This window comes from Microbacterium sp. SLBN-111 (genome assembly GCF_049739645.1).
Lineage (GTDB): Bacteria > Actinomycetota > Actinomycetes > Actinomycetales > Microbacteriaceae > Microbacterium.
Map to the genome: position 1 here is coordinate 2199533 of NZ_JBMGQH010000001.1, position 21710 is coordinate 2221242.

Sequence of the window (21710 nt, forward strand, 5' to 3'; positions counted from 1 at the left end):
GGCATGATCCATCACCTCCGCGCCGCGGGCGTCGACTTCATCCTCGACGCCCGCGGCACGGCGGCGCCCGTCGTGGTGCACTGGGGGCGAGCCCTCGGTGACCTCGACGCCGCCGCCCTCACTGCCCTGGCCGACGCCGCGATCCCCGCCGTCGCGCCGAGCTCGATCGATCGTCCTTTCCGGGTCGGTGTCGTGCCCCTCCTCACGGAGGGCTGGACCGGCCGTCCCCCCGTCGAGATCTCCCCGTTCTCCCCGGTGCTGCGCCACCTGGGCACCCGACGCGAGGGCGATGCCCTCGTCACGACGCTCGCGCTCGGCGACGCGTCGCTCGAGCTGAGCTACACGCTCACCCCCGAGGGCGTCCTCCTCGTCGATCGCCGCGTGCGCAACGACGGCGCCGCCGACCTCGAGGTGCGCGCGCTCGCCGCACTCCTGCCCGTGCCCGCGCGGGCACGCGAGGTGCTCGACTTCTCCGGCCGCTGGGCCGGGGAGCGCGAACCGCAGCGTCTGCGCCCCGGGCACGGCGTCTGGGCGCGCGACACCCGTCACGGTCGCGGAGGCCACGACGACCCGTTCCTCTTCACCGTCGGCACGCCCGGGTTCGGGTTCCGTCACGGCGAGGTGTGGGCCACCCACGTCGCGTGGAGCGGTGATCGCTCCGTCTGGTTCGAGCGCAGCGACGTTGGCTTCTCCGTCGTCGGTGCCGGCGAACGCCTCGACGGGCTGGCCCTCGCCCCGGGCGAGACGCACGAGGCGCCGACCGTCGTGGCCGTGTGGTCCAACGACGGCCTCGACGGGCTGTCGGCACGTCTGCACCCGTGGGTGCGGTCGTGGGCGACACCGCGGGGCCCCCGTCCCGTCACGCTCAACACGTGGGAGGCGGTGTACTTCGAGCAGTCCCTGGAGCGCCTCACGCCGCTCGTCGACGCCGCCGCGCGGGTGGGCGCGGAACGCCTCGTCCTCGATGACGGCTGGTTCCACGGGCGCACCGACGACCGCCGCGCGCTCGGCGACTGGACCGTCGACGAGCGCGTGTGGCCGGACGGCCTCGGCCCGCTCATCTCGCGCGTGAACGGCGACGGCCTCGAGTTCGGTCTCTGGGTGGAACCCGAGATGATCAGCGACGACTCCGACCTCGCGCGGGCGCACCCCGAGTGGATGCTGACCCCCGCGGATGCCGTGACCTGGCGGTTCCAGCACGTGCTGGACCTCACGCACCCCGACGCGTGGCAGTACATCCACGACCGGCTCGACGCGCTGCTCGCGCAGTACCCGATCGCGGCGCTGAAGTGGGACCACAACCGCGACCTCCTCGTCCCCCGCACCGGGGATCAGGTGCGCGCTCTCTACCGCCTCCTCGACGCCCTGCGCGCCGCGCACCCGGGCGTCGAGATCGAGTCGTGCGCGTCCGGGGGCGCCCGGATCGACCTCGGCATCCTGCGCCGCGTCGACCGGTTCTGGACCAGCGACACCAACGACCCGCTCGCCCGCCAGCGGATTCAGCGGTGGACCGGCATCCTGATCCCGCCCGAGTTCCTCGGTTCGCACGTCGGGGACGAGCGCGCGCACACGACCGGTCGCACCGCCTCGCTCGCGTTCCGGATGACCACGGCGCTGTTCCTCCACGCCGGGATCGAGTCGGACATCTCGCGCCTCGACGACGCGCAGCTCGACGCGCTCGCCGCGTGGACCGCGCTGTACCGCGCCCACCGCGCCCTGCTCCACGGCGGTACGACGGTCCGGGTCGACGACCCCGACCCGGCCGTGCTCCAGCACGGTGTCGTCGCCCCCGACCGCGGTGAGGCGCTGTTCGCGTACGTCGCGCTGGACCGGTTCGACCGGGCCCTGCCGTCCCCGATCGTGCTGCCGGGCCTCGACCCCGACCGCCGCTACCGGGTGCGGGCGATCGACGTCGGCGCGCCGGTGCGCACGGTTCAGGATGCCGATCCCGCCTGGCTCGTGGCCGGCGGCGCGGTTCTCCCCGGATCGGTGCTGGCCGAGGGCATGCTGCCCCCACCGCTGCTGGCGCCCGGGGAGGCGCTGCTCCTGCATGTGACGACGGAATGAGATGACAGCGAAAACCCCGCCCCGAGAAAGGGGCGGGGTTTTCCTGTTCCCGGTTCGGTCCTCGTCGGGTTCAGTCCTCGTCGGGGGTGAACGGCACGCTGCCGGCGCTGCAGTACGAGCCGGGGGAGTGCACGAGGTGGGCGATGCGCAGCTCGGCGTCGACGTCGCCCGACATCTCGGGTCGGAGCTGGGGCGAAGCGTTCCACTGGAACTGCTCCTGACCGGGGAAACGGCGGGCGTGGGCCTCGAGTCCGAGGGGCAGCAGGCGCATGCGACGGTCGACCCACTCGGCATCCCACGGTCCCTCCGCCTGGATCTGCTCGGCGGCGCGGAATTCGTAGTAGATGGTGCGGCGCAGGCGGTTGCCGGTGACGGCCTCGGAACCGTGCACCACCATCACGTCGTGCACCAGCACGTCGCCGGGCTCGAGCTCGACCTGGACGACGCCGGGTGCGTCCCACCCGTACTCGTCCTGCAGCTGGCAGACGTCGACGGGGGCGAGGTGCGAACCGGGCGCGACGCGGAGGGCGCCTTCGCCGGCCTTGGAGGCGTCGAGGTAGACGTCGACGTTGAAGATGCGGTGCGTGCGGGGGTGCACGGCATCCTGATGCCAGTCGATGGCGGCGCCGTCGCCGGTGTCCTTGAAGACGAGCGACTCGTAGGTGGGGACGAGGTCGGGGCCGGCGAGGCTCTCGGCGATGCCGAGGACGGCGGGCGAGCCGAGCAGCTCCAGGGAGGCCGCGGAGCCCTTTCCGTGGAGGTAGTCGACGCGGAACATGCGCCGCGCGCCGCCGCGGGTGGCCCACTGGTAGTCGGGACCGTCGGGGTGGTCGGGGCCGAGCGCGCGACCGGCGGCGATCCACTCGTCGGCGGCGTCCTGCAGGCGGGCCAGCAGGTCGGCCGGAATGCGGCCCGGCAGCACGACGTAGCCGTGCGCGTCGAAGTGCGCGATCTGCTCGGGTGTCAGGTGGTAGGGGGCGGTGGACACGGAGGTCGGTGTCGGGGTGAGGGTGCTCATGCCCTCACGGTACGATCGGATGAACGGCGACTTCCTCCTGTCGAGACGCATGTTCTTCCGGGATACTCGGATTATGGATGCCACCCCTCCGTCGTTCGATCTCGCCTGCTGGCGGGGCGCCGTGCCGCGCATGTCGGTGGCGCACACGCACGACGACCTGGAGTTCAACACCGCTCCGGTGGAGCTGGAGTACCTCGTCGACGGCCGACAGGTCGTCATCCCGGCGGGGGCGCTCGCGGTGTTCTGGGCGGCGCGGCCGCATCAGCTCGTGCGCGACTCCGGGGGCAGCGAGCTGGCGTGGCTCACGGTGCCGCTCGCCCAGGCGCGCGGGTGGCGCCTGCCGGGGGAGTTCCTCGCGCGGATGTTCGCCGGTGACATCGCGGTGGCAGAGGCGGCGCGCGGGCCGCTCGACCTGGCCGAGCGGGTCGGGTCGTGGGGCGATGAGCTGCGTCCCGGGCATCCGCTCCGGCGGGCGGCGGTGGGGGAGGTGCAGGCGTTCGTCCTGCGCGCCGCGCACGCGACCGCGGCCGGGTCGGTCGCGGGCAGTATCGCGGGAGGGCTACGGGCCGACGTGGCCGACATGGCGGCCTGGATCGCTCAGCACGCCGCCGAGGACGTCTCAATCGCCGCGGTCGCCGACCACGTGCACCTGCACCCGCACCACGCCATGTCGGTGTTCCGGGCGGCCCTCGGGGTCACGATCGGTGAGTACCTCGCGCAGTGCCGGATCGCTCGCGCACGGGAGCTGCTGCTGACGACGGACGACGCGATCCCCGACATCGCGGCATCCGCGGGGTTCGGTTCACTCAGCCAGTTCTACGCGCGCTTCCGCGACCACACGGGCGAAGCCCCCGCTGCCTATCGGCGTCGTCACGGGGGATGACGTCTCAGCCGGCGGCGAGGAGTTCGCGCGACTTCGTCTCGAGGAAAGACGCGTCGTCACGGGGGATGACGTCTCAGCCGGCGGCGAGGAGTGCGCGCGACTTCGTCTCGAGGAACGACACGAGCGCGCCGAGGACGTTGAGCTCGTTGCCAAGGTTGACGATCTCGACGGCCGTGAGCACGATCGTCGTGTCGCGGGCCTCCATGGTCGCCGACCAGCGCCCGTCGCTCCCGGCGATCGGCTGCAGGTAGGTGATCGTGGCGGCTTCGCTGAGGTCGACGACGATCAGGCCGCGGTTGACGTCGGTCTCGTCCTGCTGTTCGAGCACGCGGATGTCGCTGCCGGTCAGGTAGCCGAGGCGGCGGAACTCTTCGAGCCACTCCTCGAGCAGCTGCATGTCCAGCAGATCACGTACGGGCACAGCACACTCCATCTCGGGCGCGACATGCGCTCGAGCCATTATCCCGGCTGCCACCTGGAGAAAGGGCGAGTGCGGCGGGTTTCTCCGCCGCTGCTACGCGGCGCGCACCGCCCGCACCGGGCGACGAGCGCGGGCCTGCGAGGTCGACGCCTGCGAGACGGACTGCTCGTCGTTCTCCCACGTGCGCAGGTCGATGACGAGACCGGCGGAGGCGTTCGCCTGATCGGCCAGCGCGCGGAGGTATTCGCCCACGAGCTGTTCGGGCTCGGCGGAGGTGAACACGAAGCGCATCGGGATGGAGGGGTGCAGCCAGATCGCGGAGCGTCCGGCGGTGTCGGGGTCGCCGGTCCAGGTGAGAGTGAAGGACTCGTTGCGTCGGAGCTTGGTGGCGGTGATCACCTTGACGTAGGCCAGCAGACGGTCGGGGAAGGCCACCGGAGAAGCGTCGGTGCCGTAGTAGAGACGGGCCATGTCGCGACCGTAGCACTATTTAATCGAGTTAAATAACGCTCTGAAATATTCACAGGTTTAATCAGCTCTGACTAGGGTGGATGCCATGTCCTCCCGGCCCGCTCTCTCCACGGCGCTCGACGCCTACATCGAGGCGCGGCGCTCCGCCGAGGCCGCCACCCGCGCCGAGCTGCGCCTCAGCGAGACCGAGGTGCGTGCCCTGCTGCGGATCCGCGAGGAGCCCGGCATCCGTCCGTCCGTCTTGCGGGATCATCTCGGGGTCACGTCGGCCGGTGTCACGACGCTCGTCGACCGGCTCGTCGAGCGCGGCCTCCTGCGCCGCGAACTCGACACCGAGGACCGCCGGGTCAACCACATCCACCTCGAGGTCGACCTCTCCGCGATGCCGTGGGCCCAGCTCGACCGCTTCGCCCGCGACCTCGACCATGCCATCGCGGCGGAACCCGTGGCCACGGCGAACGCCTTCGCCGAGACCCTGCAGCGGATCACGGGAGAGGTTCTGGCCCGGCGCTGATCCCCGGGATGCGGGCGAACGCGTCCTCGAGGGCTGCGCGCACCGCGCGGATGCCGGGGCGGTCGGCCGTACCCCGCCGCACCGCGGTGAAGATCTCGCGGCGCGGCTGCCCGGGGAGGTCGATGGAGCGCGTCGTGGGTTCGTCGCCGCCGAACACCAGGGCCGGAATCATCCCCACGGCATGCCCGGATGCCACGAGCCGGACGTGCGCGGTGAGGTCGGCGAGCTCGAACCGCACGTCGGGCTCGAACCCGGCGGCGCGGCACTGCTGCGTCGCCCACTGGCGGGCGGCGGTGCCCTCGGGCTCCATCACCCAGGCTCGATCGCGGAGGTCGGCGAGCGAGCGGGCCGGGTCTCCCGGGGCGACGGCGAGGCGGATGGCATCCCTCCCCAGGGCGCGGCGGTCGAGGAGCGCCCGCTGCTCGCGCGTGTGACCGGGGTACTGCTCGGCGACGGCGAGGTCGAAGCCCCGCGCGGCGACCTCGAACAGCCCCTCCTCGGGCGCGAGTTCGGCGATCTCGACCCGCAGGCGCGGCTCCGCCTCGGCGAGCGCGTCGAGGGCGCGCGGAACGAGGCCGTGGGCGGCGGACTGCATGACCGCGAGGCGCACGGGAGCGAGCGACGGCTGCAGCGACTCGAGCTCGGCTCGGGCCGCCTCGTCGGCGGCGAGCATGCGGGCCGCGTGGGCGGCGAGGGCCTCGCCCTGCGCGGTGAGCCGGACGCGCCGGCCGTCGGGCTCGAGCAGGGCGACACCGGCGTCGCGTTCCAGCTGCGCGAGCTGCTGCGAGATCGTCGAGGGGCTGAACGACAGGGCCTCCGCGACGGCAGCGAGGGTGCCGCGCATCGACAGTTCGTGCAGCAGACGCAGACGGCGTAGATCAAACACGGCATTCCTTCGGTTTCATCGAGCGATACCCGTCACGAATCATCGCTTTTCTCGAATCGTACGCCGACGCACACTGAGGGCATCGAGGAAGGAACGCCATGTCGCTCACCGATGTCACCCGTTCCGAGGTCGCTCCCGCCGACCTCGCCGACGACGCCGTCGCGCTCGTCCGCCGCTGGCTCGCCGAGAGCCGCAACGAGCCCGTGGATGCCGCGGCCACCCGGCTGGCCGGGGTGCTGCGCGATCCGAATGGGCTCGCGTTCACCGTCGGCTTCGTCGACGGGGTCGTGCGGCCCGAGGACCTCCGCGTCGCGGCGGCCAACCTCGCAGGGCTCGCGCCGCTCGTCCCGGGCTTCCTCCCGCTGCACCTCAAGGCCGCGATCCGTCTCGGCGCGCTGACGGCGCCGCTCCTGCCGCGGATCGTCGTGCCGGCCGCGCGGACCGCGCTGCGGTCGATGGTGCGGCACCTCATCGTCGACGCGAGCGATCGCCGGCTCGGCGACGCCATCGCGGCGATCCGCGGGCGCGGCGAGGGGATCCGGCTCAACGTGAACCTGCTGGGCGAGGCCATCCTCGGGAAGAAGGAGGCCGGGCGGAGGCTCGAAGGCACCCGGCGACTGCTCGCCCGTGACGACGTCGACTACGTCTCGATCAAGGTCTCCTCGACGGTCGCCCCGCACACGCCGTGGGCGTTCGACGCCGCGGTCGCCGACGCGGTCTCGGCGCTCCGGCCGCTGTACCGCGTGGCCAAGGAGACGGGGACCTTCCTCAACCTCGACATGGAGGAGTTCAAGGACCTCGACCTCACCCTCGCCGTCTTCGAGACGCTGCTCGGGGAGCCCGAGTTCCACGGGGTCGAGGCGGGGATCGTGCTCCAGGCGTACCTGCCGGACGCGCTCGCCGCCATGATCCGCCTACAGGAGTGGGCCGCCGCGCGGGTGGCATCCGGAGGCGCTCCGATCAAGGTCCGCGTCGTCAAGGGCGCGAACCTGCCGATGGAGCGCGTGGATGCCGACGTGCACGACTGGCCGCTCGCGACCTGGCCCTCGAAGCAGGCGACGGATGCCTCGTACAAGGCGGTGCTCGACTACGCGCTGCGGCCCGAGCACACCGCGCACGTGCGGATCGGCGTGGCCGGACACAACCTCTTCGACGTCGCGCTCGCGTGGCTGCTCGCCGAGCGGCGCGGGGTCACGGGCGGCATCGACGTGGAGATGCTTCTCGGCATGGCGACGGCGCAGCAGGCGGTCGTACGCCGCACGGTCGGGTCGATCCTGCTGTACACGCCCGTGGTGCACCCGCAGGAGTTCGACGTCGCGATCGCCTACCTGATCCGGCGCCTCGAAGAGGGGGCGTCGAGCGAGAACTTCATGTCGGCCGTGTTCGACCTCGGCACGCACGAGGCGCTGTTCGCGCGCGAGCGCGACCGGTTCCTCGCCTCGCTCGCCGACATGCCGGTGGGCGTTCCGGCGTCGCACCGGGTGCAGGACCGCACGGTCGCGCCCGAGCCTGCGCCGCGCGACGGTTTCCGCAATACGCCCGACTCCGACCCGGCGATCGCGGCGAACCGCGCGTGGGCCGGGGGGATCGTGGCGCGGATGGCGACCTCGCGGGTCGGGGCCGACACGATCGCCGCGCACACGGTGACCGAGGAGTCCGTGCTCGACGAGCGCCTCCGGCGGGCCGCCGATGCGGCGGCCGCGTGGCGTGACCTCGGGGCCGATGCGCGCGCCGAGATCCTGCACCGCGCGGGCGACCTGCTCGAGGCGCGCCGGGCCGAGCTCATCGAGGTCATGGGATCCGAGTGCGGCAAGGTCGTCGAGCAGAGCGACCCCGAGGTGTCCGAGGCGATCGACTTCGCGCACTATTACGCCGAGCAGGGGCGACGCCTCGACCGGATCGACGGCGCCCGGTTCACGCCCGCAGGGCTCACGGTGGTGACGCCGCCGTGGAACTTCCCCGTCGCGATCCCCGCGGGGTCCACGCTCGCCGCCCTCGCCGCCGGGTCGGCCGTCGTCATCAAGCCCGCGGCGCTCGCCGAACGCTCCGGGGCGGTGATGGTGGAGGCGCTGTGGGAAGCCGGGATCCCGCGCGATGTCCTGACGCTCGTGCAGGTGTCCGAGAACGACCTCGGCCGGCAGTTGCTCACGCATCCGGCAGTGGAGCGCGTGGTGCTCACGGGGGCGTACGAGACCGCGGAGCTGTTCCGCTCGTTCCGTCCCGACCTGCCGCTGCTCGCGGAGACGAGCGGCAAGAACGCCGTCATCGTGACCCCGAGCGCCGATCTCGACCTCGCCGCGAAGGACGTCGCCCTGTCGGCGTTCGGCCACGCGGGTCAGAAGTGCTCGGCGGCCTCGCTCGTCGTGCTCGTCGGTTCCGTCGCGACCTCCCGCCGCTTCCGCGACCAGCTCGTCGACGCCGTCGACTCCCTGGAGGTCGGGATGCCGTGGGACGACGCCGCCCGCGTCGGACCGCTCATCGAACCCGCGCAGGGCAAGCTGCTGCGCGCGCTGACGACCCTCGAGCCCGGGCAGCGCTGGGTCGTCGAGCCGCGCCGTCTCGACGAGGACGGGCGTCTGTGGCGTCCCGGCATCCGCGAGGGCGTGCAGCCGGGGAGCGAGTTCCACCGGACCGAGTACTTCGGGCCGGTGCTGGGGATCATGACGGCCGAGACCCTCGACGAGGCGATCGACATCGTCAACGCCATCGAGTACGGCCTGACGTCGGGGCTGCACGCTCTCGACGAGACCGAGATTCAGCGCTGGCTCTCGCGGATCGAGGCCGGGAACGCCTACGTCAACCGGGGCACGACCGGGGCGATCGTGCAGCGGCAGCCGTTCGGCGGCTGGAAGAAGTCCGCGGTGGGCGCCGGCACCAAGGCCGGCGGCCCGCACTACCTCTTCGGGTTCGGGTCGTGGACGGATGCCGAGACATCGGCGCCGCGGCTCGCCGATGCCCTCGCGGGGCCGGCGTGTGCGGCCGTGCCCGCCGCGGATCGGGAGTGGCTGGCATCCGCCCTGGCGTCCGACGCCGCGGTGTGGGCGTCGGAGTTCTCCGTGGCGCGGGACGTCACGGGGCTGGAGTCGGAGCAGAACGTGCTGCGCTACGGCGCCGTGCCGGTCACGGTGCGGCTCGAGGACGCGGCCGACGTCGCGCTCGTGCGCGTGGTCGCGGCGGGCGTGCGGACGGGCTCCGCGGTCACGGTGAGCGCCGGCCGCGAACTGACCCCCGCCGTGCGGGCGTGGCTCGAGGGTGCGGGCGTCGCCTACGACATCGAGGACGCCGCGGCCTGGACGCGGCGTGCGGCGCGGCTCGCGCGCACCGGGGGCCGCGTGCGGCTGCTCGGCGGTTCGGCCGAACGCTTCGCCGAGGACACCGCCGGATCTCCCGCGGTGGCGCTGTACGCCGGCGAACCGACCCGCGCCGGGGAAGTGGAGATGCTTCCGTTCGTGCGCGAGCAGGCCGTGTCGATCACCGCGCACCGCTTCGGAACGCCTCGGCGTTACGCCGTCGCCCCACTGGTTCGGGCCTGACCTTTCTTACACCGTGCCGTGGGACGCGACCCGTTCCGCGGCACGGTGGACCGAAGGGGGAGCCGGCGTTCCCGGCACCGTCTGCGGCGCGGTGACCGGCTCGCCCGCGACGACCCGCAGCGGCAGTTCGCCCGCCCAGACCGCGCGGTCCTCGCCGTCACCGTCCTCCTCGACCTCTGATCCGGCGTTGTCCTTGACGCTGGCCTCCGCGAGCGGCAGGCGCAGCACGAGCGTCGCGGCGAGTTCGCGCGCGTTCATCGGACGGACCTCGGCGGCGCGCCCCGGCATGAGGTGCTCCGACAGGGCGAGCAAGGCGCCCTCCTTCTCCTCCGAGGGAACGACGGATGCCACCCCGTACACGACCGCGCAGCGGTAGCGCATCGAGCTGTCGAACAGCGAGCGGGCGTACTTCAGGCCGAGCAGGTGCGTCACGGTGAGGCACACCGGCGCTCCCGCGGCGATCCGTCGGAAGAAGTCGCTGCCCGTCGATCCGTGGATCAGGACGTCGTCGCCGTCGCGGCCGATCCCGACCGGAAGGGCCACCGGCCGTCCGTCGCGCACGATCGCGAGGGTCGCCGAGAGCGCGCCGTCGACGATGTCGTAGAGGGCTTCACGGTCGGTGACCTGGTACTGCGGCAGTCGCCGCACGCGTGTAAGGGGGGTGACGGGAAGGTCGGTCATGTTCCGATTCCACCGCTGGGAGTGGTCTGATCCCTAGGCCGATTCCACGAGAATCGGGTGGTCCAGTTCGGTCTCGGTGGGAGCGGTCAGTGGGAGAGTGGCATCCATGATCTCCGTCGGCATTCTGGATCGGTCGTCGCCCGTGCCGCTGCACGCGCAGCTGACGCAGGGTCTCCGCGTCGCCGTCGTCGAAGGGCGGCTGGTTGCGGGCGAGACGCTGCCGTCGACGCGCGCGCTCGCCGACGACCTCGGTGTCGCACGCGGGACCGTCGTCGCCGCCTACGAGACGCTCGTCGGCGAGGGATACCTGCTCGCGCGCCCGGGTGCCCGGACGGCCGTAGCCGAGCTTCCGCGGTCTCCGGTCGTCAGCGCCGAGGTGCCCGGGCCGCCCGCCGTGGCGGCGCCGTCGGTCGTCGACCTCCGTCCGGGACGGCCCGGATCGCGAGGGCTCGCCGACGCCGCGTGGCGGTCGGCGTGGCGTCGGGCCAGCGCCGTCGATCCCGAGCCCGACGTCGAGGACGAGCGGGGGATGCCCGCTCTGCGGAGCGAGATCGGTCGGCACCTCGGACGCACGCGCGGCGTGACCGTCGACCCCGGCGACGTCATCGTGACCGCGGGGACCAGCGACGCCCTTCTCCTCGCGGCGCTCGCGCTGCCCGCACGACGGGCGGACGGCGTCCGGCGGGTCGGCGTCGAGAACCCGGGGTATCCGCGGGTGCGCACGATCCTCGATCGGCTGGGGATCGAGATGGTCCCCCTGCCCGTGACCCTCGAGGCCGGATGGGACCTGGATGCCATCGAGCAGCACCGCGACCTGGATGCCATCGTCGTCACGCCCCACCACCACTACCCGCTCGGGAGTCGCTTGGATGCCGCGGCCCGCGCGCGTCTGATCGCCTGGGCCCGCGAACACGGGACCGTCGTCATCGAGGACGACTACGACAGCGAGTTCCCGCACGGTCGCGCGCCGCTTCCCGCCGCTGCGTCTGCTGGATCCGGGCGGGGTGGTCCTCATCGGGACGTTGTCGAAGGTGCTGACACCGGCGCTGCGGTTCGGATGGATCGTCGCATCCGGGGAGATGCGGGATCGACTGGGGGTGGTACGTGCGGACCTCGACCTCGCGGTGTCCGCGGTCACGCAGGAGGCGCTCGCCGCGTACCTCGCCGACGGTTCGCTCGCCCGCCACGTGGCTCGTCGTCGCCGCGAGTACCGCCATCGGCGGCAGCTCGTGCTGGAGGCGCTCGGTTCGACCGTCGGGGTGACTCTCACGGCCATGAACGGCGGGCTCCACGCCGTCGCGCTCCTGCCGGACGCGGCACCCGACGACGAGTCGCGGGTCGTGGCGGAGATCGCGGCGCGGGGAGTGCTCGTCGCCGGGCTCGGCGACTACGCGTTCCCGGGTACGCCCACGGGACTTCCGGCGGGCATCGTCCTCGGCTACGCCGAGCCGACCACCGTGCGGCTGACGGAGGCGTTGTCGGTCATTGCGGAGGTGCTCGGACGCCGCGGGGGCGCTCCTGACGCGGGGGCGTTCCTGACGCTCGGGCGCTCCTGACGTTCCCTTCACGCCGAGCTCGACCGGCGCGCACGGCGATCAGAACGGTGGTGGGTCGGCATCCGGGACGAACATCACTCGCCCGGCGAGCTTCTCGTGGTGGTCCTGCCCGAGCGGGCTGTGAAACCTCAGGCTGCCGTCGGCTTCCTGCGTCACCGTCCAGTCGGTCTCGGTCTTGAGCGTGTGATGGCGCACGCAGAAATAGGCGAGGTTGCTCAGGTGGGTCGGTCCACCGTCGTGAGCTTCGTGGTTGTGGTCGAGCTGGCACCGGCCGATGGGCGCTCGGCATCCGGGCGCGCGGCAGTGTCGGTCGCGGGCGGCGAGGAATCGGCGTTGCGACGTCGTGGGGGAGTAGCGGTCGACTTCGAGTACGGTGCCTGTCACCGGGTCGCACAGCACGCGATCCCACCCGGGAGCCCGCGCCGCGAGATGACGCGCCGTCTGGGGGTCGATCGGCGTCAACCCGTCGAGGCTGGCGCCGACGTCGGCGTGGCCGAGAAGCGTCATCACGGGCACGGTGATCTGCACGTGCCCACGGATTGCCCCCAGCCCTCCGGGACATGTCGCGTCTGTGGTCGGGTCGACCGCCGGCGCCGCGGTAAGGAGCAGATCCGCGCACAGGTCGGCGCCGATCTGCGCGAGAGTCCGGGTATCGCGCGGAGAGCTCTGCGGGTCCTCCGCCACGGATGGCACGTCGAGCGCCGTCACTTCGGCCGGAGTGTCGACGGAGAGGAAAGCAGCGTGAGCCGGGGCCTCCGGCATCGCCTCCCCACACTCATCGAGGCTGGCGGGTGCGTCCGATCCTGGATTCTCACCGACCGCCGCCGTGCCGTCCATCGGCGTCGGAGCCGTTCCCGCGGCGCCGCCGGTGTGTGCGTCCGAACCCGTGTCGGCTCCGGTTGCCTCCGGTGCTTCTTCGGTTTGTGCCTCCGCGGCCGCCGCGCGGATGGCCGCGGCCTGCCGCCGAAGACGGTCGCGGATGCCGTAGGCCACCGTCGCCGGGAGGATCACACTCAGTTCCGCCATGCCATCGGCCAGATCTCGGACGCTTACCCCGCGGGTCGCGGCGGCACGCGCGTGCCGCTCGGTCATGCCCACCGGGTGCACGCTTTCGGCAAGCTCGCGTCCGAACGCGCGCACGCGCCCGGGGGAGTCGCGCTCCGCCCGTGCGAGGACGACCTGTTCCCACCCCGCCCGCGTGTCGTCATCGTCGAGGACGATGCCGGTCTCGAGGATCGCCTGAGCGTGGCGCATGCCGATGCGTCCCTCGCCGAGCGCATCGACCGTCGCGGCGAACTTCTCGGTCAGCGTGTGGGCATCGGAGAGTTCTTTCTGGACGGTGAGGTCGTGAGTGTGCGTGGCCACCGCGATCTCGAGCGCGAGAGAGCGGACGGGCATCTCCCGCGCGCGCGTGTCGCGGGAGCGAACGCGTGCCATCTGATCGAGCGCGATCTGCAGCGCCTCCGCACGGAGCCTCACGAGCGAGGCCTGCACGCGTGCCACGCGAACGGACTCGTCGCGAATCGCCTCCACGAGCGCCCGCACCCGCTCCCGCTCGTCGGCGGGAGACTCGGAGTCCGAAGGCGGCTGGGAGGTCATGCATCCAAGTTAGAACATATATTCGAATGTGCGTCGAGATCTCACCTGTGCCGGTCCTTGATTCACCCGATGCTGAGCAGGCGGGCCGACGCCTCGAGGATTCGCGTGTCGGGTCCGATCCGGTCTCGGTCCGGGCGTCATCGCACCACACCCCCGCGGATCGCATTCCCCGCGCTGACACGGGCGATGCGCAGACCGTCGCGGCCTCGCGGACCCACGACTTCGGGGCCATCCGGAAGGGGCAGGACCTGCACGCCGCGTCGCTCCGCACCGTCCGCAGGTGTCACCCGGACAGTGTCGAGCCTCATTCCGGCCACCATCGCGAAGTCCTGCCCGCCGACCCTGCCGACGGCTGTCGCCGGGCGGAGGGCCCACGCAACTGAACCCGCGTGTGCCCACTCTCCACGGCCCAAGCGCTCTCGCCGGTCCCGCATCGGCTCGACCGCTGCGGGTCGCAGCGCCGTCGCTGTGGCCGGACCGCGTTCGTCTCCGTCGGGCCCACTCTGCTCCCGAGCCGTCGATCGAATTGCCGGGCGGACTGTCGGCCGAACCGGCGCCCGCGTCGTGGGCGAATGGTGTCTGTCTGATCGGCTGCGCCCGTGTGTGCCCCGTCGACCGAATGGTGTCTGTCTGATCGGCTGCGCCCGTGTGTGCCCCGTCGACCGAATGGTGTCTGCCTGATCGGCTGCGCTCGTGTGTGCCCCGTCACCGAACGGCAATGGCCTGGTCTGCCCGCGCCAGTGGTGGCCCACCGCCCGAACCGACGCCAGTACCGCAGAACCCGCCGAACCCGGCCCGTCCGCTACCCCCGCCCAGGACGCCCCAGGATCTCCAGGGCCGCCATCGCCGCGTTCTGGCCGCCGATACCGCTCACCGCTCCGCCGCGCCGGGCCGACGAGCCGCACACCAGCACGCGCGCGTGCCCGGTCTCGACGCCCCACCGCTCCGCGGGCCCAAGACCGGCTCCGACGCTACCCGCCCCCGCGCCCGCCCCGTGTGCCGCGCCGCCGCGATCCGCCCCCGCCCCGTCGGCCGCGCCCGCCCCGTGCGCCGTGCCGCCGCCGCTGCCGCGCGCATCCGCACCCGTTCCCGCCCCGTCGCCCGCCCCCGCGCCCCCGCCGCCCGAACCGCGCCCACCGCCGTCCCCCTCCCGCCAAGGCCACGACAGCCCGCCGTGGAAGATGTCGCCGCCGAGCATCCCGAGCGACCGCTCCAGGTCGGTCGTCGTGCGAGCTTCGATGCACAACCGCCCGTCGGGGGCCGCCATGATGCAGTCCCGCAGCGGCTCCGCGAGCACCGAGTCCAGCGATCGCTGCGCCTCGGCGAGAAGACGCGCCCCGGCAGCCACGGGGTCTTCCCCGTCGATCAGCCGGTGCGGCACCTGGAGCCCGAACAGCGTGAGGGTCTGCGCCCCGCTCGCGCGGAGTTCGTCACCGAGGATCGACGGGTCGGTCAGCGAATGGCAGTAGATCTCGGCCGGAAGCGGCGCGGGCACGAGACCGGCGGATGCCGTGACGTAGGCGGCATCCAGTTGGGTCATCGTCTCGTTGACGTGGAACGTTCCGGAGAACGCGGCCTCGGGGGAGACCGACGTGTCCCGGAGACGGGGCAGCCGGGACAGCAGCATGTTGACCTTGATCTGCGCGCCCTCGGGCTCGGGCGCGGCCGTCGGTGCGCCACCCGCGGTGAGCAGCCGTGCGAGGACGGCCCGCCCCACTCCGCTCAGCACGACGTCGCCCACGTACACCTCGGCGCGGCCGGTCACGGCGTGCACCTCACCCGACGGCGAGACGGAGATGACCTCGACCCCGGTGCGGATCTCGGCGCCGGCGTCGCGCGCGGCGCGTTCGAGCTCAGCGGTCACCGCGCCCATCCCGCCGACCGGGACGTCCCAATCGCCGGTCCCGCCGCCGATGACGTGATAGAGGAAGCATCGATTCTGCGCGAGCGACGGGTCGTCCGACGACGCGAAGGTTCCGATGAGCCCGTCGGTCAGCGCGATGCCCCGGACGAGGTCGCTCTCGAGCGACGCGCGCAGGAGCTGGCCGAGCGGCCGCTCCGTCACGGCCTCCCACAGCTCGTCATCGTCGAGCTGCGCCCGTACCTCGTCCGCGGTCGGCAGCGGTTCGGTCATCGTCGGGAAGACCGCGCGTGCGAGGGGGAGGAGACGTTCGCCGAACGCCGCGAACCGCCGCGCCTCTTCGGCGTCGCCGAGTGTCCGCGCGAAGGAGGCGGCTGTCGCCTCGGCATCCGCGGTGTCGATCAGGATGCCGCGCGTCGGATCGGCGGGGTCCGGCGTGTAGGACGAATACCGCCGACGTCGCAATTCCAGCCGGAGGCCGAGGTCGTCGATGATTCTCCGCGGCAGGAGACTCACGAGATAGGAATACCTCGAAAGGCGGGCATCGACCCCCGGCCACGGTCGCTCGGACACGGCCGCGCCGCCCACGGCATCCTGTTTCTCGAGAATCACGACCGATCGGCCGGCGCGCGCGAGGTACGCCGCGGCGACCAGGGCGTTGTGCCCTCCGCCGACGATGACGACGTCGTATCGAGTGGTCTCCGGGGGGTTCATGCGCCCACGCTAGCCACCCCGTCCGACATCGCCCAGGGGGTGGCATCCCCAGTAGCGTGGATGCCATGACTCTCGCCGCAGATCTGCTCGACATCGCCACCCGCATCGCTCGAGACGCCGGCGATCTGGCCGCCCGGCGCCGCCGCGAGGGGCTCGAGATCGCCACGAAGTCCGTCGCCGCCGACATCGTCACCGCCGCCGACAAGGAGGTGGAGGCCTTCGTCCGGGCCGAGCTCGCGCGGGAACGACCTGACGACGGCTTCTTCGGCGAAGAGTCCACCGCGCAGGAGAGCCGCAGCGGCATCACGTGGGTCGTGGATCCCATCGACGGCACGGTCAACTACGCCTACGGCATCCCGGCGTGGGCCGTGAGCATCGCCGCCGTCGAGGGGTCGGACGATCCGGCAACCTGGAGCGCGCTCGTCGGAGTCGTTTACAACCCCGTTTCGGGGGAGATGTTCCGCGCCTCGCGGGGTGGGGGCGCGTGGCTCGGCGACCAGCGGCTCTCGGTCACCCCCGAGGTCGGCGCCGCCGGGGGGCTGGTGGCCACCGGGTTCGGCTACGACCCCGCAACCCACGCCCCGACGCTCGAGCGACTCGCCCGCGTCATGCCGATCGCGCGCGACATCCGCCGTATCGGTGCCGCGTCACTCGACCTGGCATCCGTCGCCGCCGGACGAATGGATGCCTACTACGAGAAGGGCACCAACCCCTGGGATCACGCCGCGGGAGTGCTGCTGGTCGAGGAGGCCGGCGGCATGGTCGGGGGAGCGCCGGGCGGACGTCCGGGCAAGGGAATGGTGATCGCCGCGGGTCCGGGGTTCTACGGGCGCCTTGAGGAGATCCTCGAACCGGAACTGTGAATCTCGAACCCTTCATGGCATTCCCAGTGACGCCGGGTTAGGGTAGTTACCTGTTCGTTATTTTCGCGACCCGAACCTGCGGAAATGGCAGAAGCCCGAAAGCCCGAAGCCGTCGCGCCCGCGACATGAACCGAGAGCCCCCGCGCGTTGCCGTCAGAAGCCCCCGAGACTGAGCCCGCCCGAACGCGGCGATCCAGTCGCCCCTCCACCACGCCCGTCGCGACCGAGCTGACACGATCCGAGCGTCGCCGGCTCTCCGCCTCCGCCGCGGAGACCCCGAGCGATGAGCTCGGCGGGTCGGTCGCCCCGGTCGACGCGGATGTCGCGTCGCAGCCCGAGATCGTCGAGCAGGTGGCCGCCGCCGTCGTCGAGACCGTCATCGCCGCGACGATCCAGCCGACCCTCCCCGCTCCGCGCCGCCGCTCGTCGCGTGCCGCTGCGAGCTCCGCCACCCCCGCGGTGACGGAGACCGAAGCGATCGCGACGACCGAGGACGTGGCATCCACGACTCCGGCATCCGATGCCCTCGACGTCACCGTCGTCGACGAGCGTCGCTCCGACGACGACGTCGCCGTGATCCTGCAGAGCGCCGACGCGACGGAGGCGACCACGCCCGTCGCCCTCCCGACCTCGCCGATCACCCTCCCGTCGACGCGCCGCAGCCGCCGTCGCCCCGCCGCGGTCGAATCCGACGAGTCGCCGGCGGCGGTCGAGGCGCCCGCTGTCGAGGCCGCGCCCGCTGAGCCGACTGCCCCCGAGGCTCCCGCGGAAGCCGCGCCGACCGACGCGACCACCGCGGATGACATCGCCGACGAGTTCGAGGCCGCCGCGCGCCTGTTCGCGTTCACCGGTGAGACCCCCGTGCAGCAGCCCGTTGCCGAGCCGGTCGCCGCCGCAACGCGCCCGGTCACGCAGGGTCTGCCCGTGGATGCCTCGCCCCGCCGCCGCAGCGGACGTCGCGTTGCCGCCGCCTCCTTCTCCGTCGGCGTCATGGGTCTCGTCGGACTCATGACCGTCGGGATGACCATGCCGGTGAGCGCGCTCGCCTCCGCGAACGGCACGACCAACGTCGCCGCCCCCGAGACGGCGGTGACGCAGAACCTCGCGGTGGCCGGTGGGGACGCCGGGAACGGCGCCATCCAGGCCTACGTCGCTCCGGCCCAGTCGCAGTCGGCGATCGTCGACCGCGCCGACGGCTATTCCGCGGCCACGTACGCGCAGGTCGCCGCCGACAGTGGCATCCGTTACCCGAGCGACTTCTACAAGAACGACACGTCGGCCGCGATCCAGTGGCCCTTCGCCGTGGGCGTCGGCATCACGTACGGCTTCGGCATGCGCGACGGCGTCATGCACGAGGGCGCCGACTTCGTCCCCGGTGAGGGTGCGCCGATCCAGGCGATCGCCGACGGCGTGGTCCGCACCGCGACCGAGGACGGCGGCGGCTACGGCGTCATGATCATCATCGACCACAAGATCGACGGCCAGCTCGTGTCGAGCCGATACGCGCACATGCTCCACGGGTCGATGCAGGTCAAGCAGGGCGACGTCGTCCATGTCGGCGAGGTCATCGGCCATACGGGCAACACCGGTCACTCGTTCGGTGCCCACACGCACTTCGAGATCCTGATGAACGGCACGGTCGCGATCGACCCGATCACGTGGCTCCGCGCGAACGCCGGACGTCACTCGCTCGATTAGAAGAGGCTGCCAAGCTCTGATATTCTCTTCTAGTTGCCCGGAGCGATCCGGGTACGCCCCGATAGCTCAGTGGCAGAGCACTTCCATGGTAAGGAAGGGGTCGTCAGTTCAATCCTGACTCGGGGCTCACAGCATCTCCTTCGAGGGGATGCCGCGCGGCGGGGTAGCTCAGTTGGTGAGAGCGCACGACTCATAATCGTGAGGTCGCGGGTTCAAGCCCCGCTCCCGCTACCAGAACGTCAGATCAGCCCCGGTTTCCCGCCGGGGCTTCTGTCATTGTCGGGCGGGGGGCCCGCACATTCACGTTCCCTGCACGGAGTCGAGCGTCTCCACCGCGGAATCGCGCAGCGCTTCGCCGCTCGATTCCGCGTCACCGACCGTTCTGCGTGTAGTACGCGGTGAGCCAGTAGTCGCTTCCGTCCGGGACGTCGATCTGCAGGGTCGTCGGCTGCGACGGGTCGTCCAGCGGTACCGCGGCGATCGATGTGCCCGCCGTGCCGCAGGTGGCGCCGACGGTGTTCGGGTGCGCTTGTTCCACCGTCACCGAGTAGGTGTCCGTGCCGGTGCAGGTCAGAAGAACCACCACTTCGACGGGGGCGCTGAGTTCGGTGGCCGGGAGCGTGACGGTCTCGTCCTCATACCCGGAGAAGTTGCCGGCGGGGACCGCGCGGGGATATTGCGTCAGGACCTTCTCTCCTTGGCTGGCGAAGCGTTCCCCGTCAGTGGTGCCAGCGGCGGGAGTCGTCGATGTCACGGAGGGAGGTGTCGGAGCGGGGCGCGGGGCTTGTGGTGTGCACGCCGCCACTGCCATCACGAGTGGCACGGCTCCGACAAAGGCCAGCCCTCTGTACATGTTCATCTCACCTTCCCCTTCGCCCTCCGTCGCATCGTCGGCCATGTTCGTGCACGTGCAGCCGAATGGGAAGGATCGGCATTCTGCGGTGTTTCTCAGGGGCGATCGAATCGGCACTTCACCTGCGGTTGATTCGCACGACTCCAGGGTTGTAGCAACAGCAGTGTCTTGAAATATCCGCCCGACCCGGCTATCGCGCTCGGTGACACGGTTCGCAGGTCCGACTCTTACGAACTCGAGGAAGTGATCGCGCGGTCCGGCCGCGGAACATTCCGGTTCTTTCCGTGGGGCTCCTTGCAGGAACGGCAGGGTCTCGTGACGAGGTCGAGCGCAGAGTGCGCGCTCCTCGGGTGGCCATCGCATAATCCCGCATCTCGGATCGAGTGCGCTCGGACCACCCGTGCACTGTGCACACCCGCCGCCGTGAACTTCGCCACCCCAGCCACTGTGCCGTGCCCAGCCGATTTCTACCGTGGAGCGAGCGCGATGTCGCGCAGACCGACATCGCATCGACGCGGTGGTCGGGAGGAAAGGCGGATCCATGTCACGCGTATTCGTATCGGGACCTTCCCCTGTTCGCGAGGGAGCGCACACCTCTCTGCAGCACTTGCCGTGGCTCAGCCCGGGAGCGGGATCGACGCGGCTGAGCGTCCGCGACGCGAACGAAGAGCTCACCTACATCGGCCTGGAGAAGCGTGCGGCCGCGTGCGCCGAGCAACTCGAGGAGCGGGGCATCGGTCGGGGCGATGTCGTCGCGATCATGCTGCCCAACTCCGTCGCGTTTGTCGTCGCGTTGCTGGGAGCGTGGCGGGTCGGGGCGGCGGTCACGCCGGTGAACCCGACGTTCACCGAACGGGAGCTTCGCTACCAGCTCGAAGACTCGGGCGCGCGCCTGCTCATCACCGCGAACGAGTACCCCGGGATGGATGTCGAAACCCTCCGCCCCAGCGATCTCAAGCGCGTCCCCGACGACCCGGTGACGGATCCGGCCATCGCCGAAGACACCCTCGCTCTGCTCGTGTACACGAGCGGGTCGACGGGCCAGCCGAAGGGGGTGATGCTCGACCACGCGAACCTGCGGGCGATGGCGCAGGCCCTGCGGTCGCACGTCGGCTTCGGGCCCGACGACCAGGCGCTGCTCGTCCTCCCGCTGTTCCACGTCAACTCGCTGTGCGTCAGCTTCCTCGCGCCGCTCAGCGCCGGCGGGAGCGTGACGATCCTGGAGCGGTTCTCGCCCGACACCTTCCTGCAGACCGCAGCGCGCTCCGGGGTGACCTACTTCTCGACGGTGCCGGCGATTCTCGCGCGGCTGGCGGAGCTGCCCCGTGAGGCGATTCCGCGGCTGCCCGCCCTCCGCTTCGTCATCTGCGGCGCCGCCCCCGCCAACGCGGACCTGCTCGCGCTCACCGAGGAGCGGCTGGGCGTGCCCGTGCTGGAAGGCTACGGGCTGACCGAGGCGACGTGCGCGTCCACGTGCAACCCCCTGTGGGGCGAACGCAAGCCCGGCACCGTGGGACGCGTCCTGCCCGGCCAGCAGATCGTCATCCTCGGGGAAGACGGCCTCGTCGCCGCCCCCGGCGTGCGCGGCGAGGTCGCGGTCCTGGGCCCGACGGTCATGCGCGGATATCTCGGACGACCGGATGCCACGGCCGAGGTCATGCGCGGCGGGTGGTTGCGCACCGGCGATATCGGATTCCTCGACGAGGACGCGTACCTGACGCTGGTCGACCGCAGCAAGGACATGATCATCCGCGGTGGGGAGAACCTCTACCCCAAGGAGATCGAGGCGTACCTCGCCACGCACCCCGCCGTGCTGGAGGCCGCCGTGATCGGCCGTCCCCACCCCGTGTACGGCGAGGTGCCGATCGCGCACGTGGTCCTCCACCCCGGGGTGACGGCATCCGAAGCCGATCTGCGCGACCACTGCGGACGCGGGCTGACGAAGATCAAGGTCCCCACCGAGATCCACATCGTGTCGGACCTTCTGCGCAACCCGGTCGGCAAGGTCGACAAGCCCGCCATGCGTCGCGCCCTCCCCCCCACCGCCTGAGCAATTCCCGACCACGAATTCCCGTCACCGAAGGAGCTGAAC

At 71.6% G+C, this 21710-nt stretch carries 16 protein-coding genes, 2 tRNA genes and 1 pseudogene; 11 read left to right on the plus strand and 8 right to left on the minus strand.

Annotation, left to right across the window (positions count from 1 at the left end):
* The first annotated feature begins 3 nt into the window (after positions 1-3).
* Positions 4-2067, plus strand: coding sequence for an alpha-galactosidase (locus tag RKD05_RS10160; RefSeq protein ID WP_424709805.1), 2064 nt, complete (start codon positions 4-6; stop codon positions 2065-2067).
* A gap of 70 nt (positions 2068-2137) precedes the next feature.
* On the opposite strand, the gene RKD05_RS10165 is transcribed toward RKD05_RS10160, so the two are convergent.
* On the minus strand, positions 2138-3085 hold the full coding sequence (locus tag RKD05_RS10165) for a phytanoyl-CoA dioxygenase family protein (protein WP_424709807.1): 948 nt from the start codon (positions 3083-3085) through the stop codon (positions 2138-2140).
* A gap of 73 nt (positions 3086-3158) precedes the next feature.
* Between RKD05_RS10165 and RKD05_RS10170 the strand changes: the two genes are divergently transcribed.
* Entirely contained in the window at positions 3159-3968 is an 810-nt protein-coding gene (locus tag RKD05_RS10170; protein ID WP_424709809.1) for a helix-turn-helix domain-containing protein, read from the plus strand.
* 73 nt (positions 3969-4041) lie between these two features.
* On the opposite strand, the gene RKD05_RS10175 is transcribed toward RKD05_RS10170, so the two are convergent.
* Both RKD05_RS10175 and RKD05_RS10180 read right to left on the minus strand, forming a co-directional pair.
* Positions 4042-4389, minus strand: a complete 348-nt coding sequence (locus RKD05_RS10175; RefSeq protein ID WP_424709811.1) for a hypothetical protein — start codon at positions 4387-4389, stop codon at positions 4042-4044.
* 93 nt (positions 4390-4482) lie between these two features.
* Positions 4483-4860, minus strand: a complete 378-nt coding sequence (locus RKD05_RS10180; protein WP_424709812.1) for a hypothetical protein — start codon at positions 4858-4860, stop codon at positions 4483-4485.
* A gap of 85 nt (positions 4861-4945) precedes the next feature.
* On the opposite strand from RKD05_RS10180, the gene RKD05_RS10185 reads away from it, so the two are divergent.
* Complete coding sequence (locus RKD05_RS10185) at positions 4946-5374, plus strand: MarR family transcriptional regulator (RefSeq protein WP_424709813.1); 429 nt, start codon at positions 4946-4948, stop codon at positions 5372-5374.
* On the opposite strand, the gene RKD05_RS10190 is transcribed toward RKD05_RS10185, so the two are convergent.
* On the minus strand, positions 5346-6260 hold the full coding sequence (locus tag RKD05_RS10190; protein ID WP_424709814.1) for a LysR family transcriptional regulator: 915 nt from the start codon (positions 6258-6260) through the stop codon (positions 5346-5348). The two genes, RKD05_RS10185 and RKD05_RS10190, sit on opposite strands and share 29 nt — an antisense overlap.
* A gap of 98 nt (positions 6261-6358) precedes the next feature.
* On the opposite strand from RKD05_RS10190, the gene RKD05_RS10195 reads away from it, so the two are divergent.
* Complete coding sequence (locus RKD05_RS10195) at positions 6359-9793, plus strand: bifunctional proline dehydrogenase/L-glutamate gamma-semialdehyde dehydrogenase (protein ID WP_424709815.1); 3435 nt, start codon at positions 6359-6361, stop codon at positions 9791-9793.
* A 6-nt stretch (positions 9794-9799) separates the two neighbouring features.
* On the opposite strand, the gene RKD05_RS10200 is transcribed toward RKD05_RS10195, so the two are convergent.
* Complete coding sequence (locus RKD05_RS10200) at positions 9800-10474, minus strand: pyridoxamine 5'-phosphate oxidase family protein (RefSeq protein ID WP_424709817.1); 675 nt, start codon at positions 10472-10474, stop codon at positions 9800-9802.
* Positions 10475-10580: 106 nt separating this feature from the next.
* Here RKD05_RS10200 and RKD05_RS10205 point away from each other — a divergent pair.
* Positions 10581-11399: pseudogene (locus RKD05_RS10205) on the plus strand (PLP-dependent aminotransferase family protein); the annotation flags it as partial.
* A gap of 79 nt (positions 11400-11478) precedes the next feature.
* Positions 11479-12030, plus strand: coding sequence for an aminotransferase class I/II-fold pyridoxal phosphate-dependent enzyme (locus RKD05_RS10210; protein WP_424711892.1), 552 nt, complete (start codon positions 11479-11481; stop codon positions 12028-12030).
* Positions 12031-12069: 39 nt separating this feature from the next.
* Here the strand turns inward: RKD05_RS10210 and RKD05_RS10215 are convergent, their stop codons facing one another.
* Together RKD05_RS10215 and RKD05_RS10220 are read right to left on the minus strand one after the other, a co-directional pair.
* Positions 12070-13629, minus strand: coding sequence for a DUF222 domain-containing protein (locus RKD05_RS10215; RefSeq protein ID WP_424709818.1), 1560 nt, complete (start codon positions 13627-13629; stop codon positions 12070-12072).
* Positions 13630-14431: 802 nt separating this feature from the next.
* The gene (locus tag RKD05_RS10220) at positions 14432-16204 is read right to left on the minus strand and encodes a phytoene desaturase family protein (protein ID WP_424709819.1); all 1773 of its coding nucleotides are present in this window, start codon (positions 16202-16204) and stop codon (positions 14432-14434) included.
* A gap of 65 nt (positions 16205-16269) precedes the next feature.
* Between RKD05_RS10220 and RKD05_RS10225 the strand changes: the two genes are divergently transcribed.
* From RKD05_RS10225 to RKD05_RS10240, 4 genes are all read left to right on the plus strand, one after another.
* Positions 16270-17067 (plus strand): inositol monophosphatase family protein, encoded by a 798-nt coding sequence (locus tag RKD05_RS10225; RefSeq protein ID WP_424709821.1) that lies wholly within the window; start codon positions 16270-16272, stop codon positions 17065-17067.
* Positions 17068-17214: 147 nt separating this feature from the next.
* On the plus strand, positions 17215-18765 hold the full coding sequence (locus tag RKD05_RS10230; protein ID WP_424709822.1) for a peptidoglycan DD-metalloendopeptidase family protein: 1551 nt from the start codon (positions 17215-17217) through the stop codon (positions 18763-18765).
* 55 nt (positions 18766-18820) lie between these two features.
* Positions 18821-18892, plus strand: a tRNA-Thr gene (locus tag RKD05_RS10235).
* Positions 18893-18922: 30 nt separating this feature from the next.
* A tRNA-Met gene (locus RKD05_RS10240) sits at positions 18923-18999 on the plus strand.
* 136 nt (positions 19000-19135) lie between these two features.
* On the opposite strand, the gene RKD05_RS10245 is transcribed toward RKD05_RS10240, so the two are convergent.
* Positions 19136-19519, minus strand: a complete 384-nt coding sequence (locus RKD05_RS10245; RefSeq protein WP_424709824.1) for a hypothetical protein — start codon at positions 19517-19519, stop codon at positions 19136-19138.
* Positions 19520-20225: 706 nt separating this feature from the next.
* Here RKD05_RS10245 and RKD05_RS10250 point away from each other — a divergent pair.
* Positions 20226-21668: a class I adenylate-forming enzyme family protein gene (locus RKD05_RS10250; RefSeq protein ID WP_424709825.1), complete on the plus strand. Its 1443-nt coding sequence runs from the start codon at positions 20226-20228 to the stop codon at positions 21666-21668.
* Positions 21669-21710: the final 42 nt, after the last annotated feature.

What these genes read in the sequence shown, in the direction of transcription:
- RKD05_RS10170 (WP_424709809.1), top strand. Translation starts at nt 3,159, where the DNA reads ATGGATGCCACCCCTCCGTCGTTCGATCTCGCCTGCTGGCGGGGCGCC.
- RKD05_RS10215 (WP_424709818.1), bottom strand. Translation starts at nt 13,629, where the DNA reads ATGACCTCCCAGCCGCCTTCGGACTCCGAGTCTCCCGCCGACGAGCGG.
- RKD05_RS10200 (WP_424709817.1), bottom strand. Translation starts at nt 10,474, where the DNA reads ATGACCGACCTTCCCGTCACCCCCCTTACACGCGTGCGGCGACTGCCG.
- RKD05_RS10180 (WP_424709812.1), bottom strand. Translation starts at nt 4,860, where the DNA reads ATGGCCCGTCTCTACTACGGCACCGACGCTTCTCCGGTGGCCTTCCCC.
- RKD05_RS10185 (WP_424709813.1), top strand. Translation starts at nt 4,946, where the DNA reads ATGTCCTCCCGGCCCGCTCTCTCCACGGCGCTCGACGCCTACATCGAG.
- RKD05_RS10165 (WP_424709807.1), bottom strand. Translation starts at nt 3,085, where the DNA reads ATGAGCACCCTCACCCCGACACCGACCTCCGTGTCCACCGCCCCCTAC.
- RKD05_RS10195 (WP_424709815.1), top strand. Translation starts at nt 6,359, where the DNA reads ATGTCGCTCACCGATGTCACCCGTTCCGAGGTCGCTCCCGCCGACCTC.
- RKD05_RS10160 (WP_424709805.1), top strand. Translation starts at nt 4, where the DNA reads ATGATCCATCACCTCCGCGCCGCGGGCGTCGACTTCATCCTCGACGCC.
- RKD05_RS10225 (WP_424709821.1), top strand. Translation starts at nt 16,270, where the DNA reads ATGACTCTCGCCGCAGATCTGCTCGACATCGCCACCCGCATCGCTCGA.
- RKD05_RS10220 (WP_424709819.1), bottom strand. Translation starts at nt 16,204, where the DNA reads ATGAACCCCCCGGAGACCACTCGATACGACGTCGTCATCGTCGGCGGA.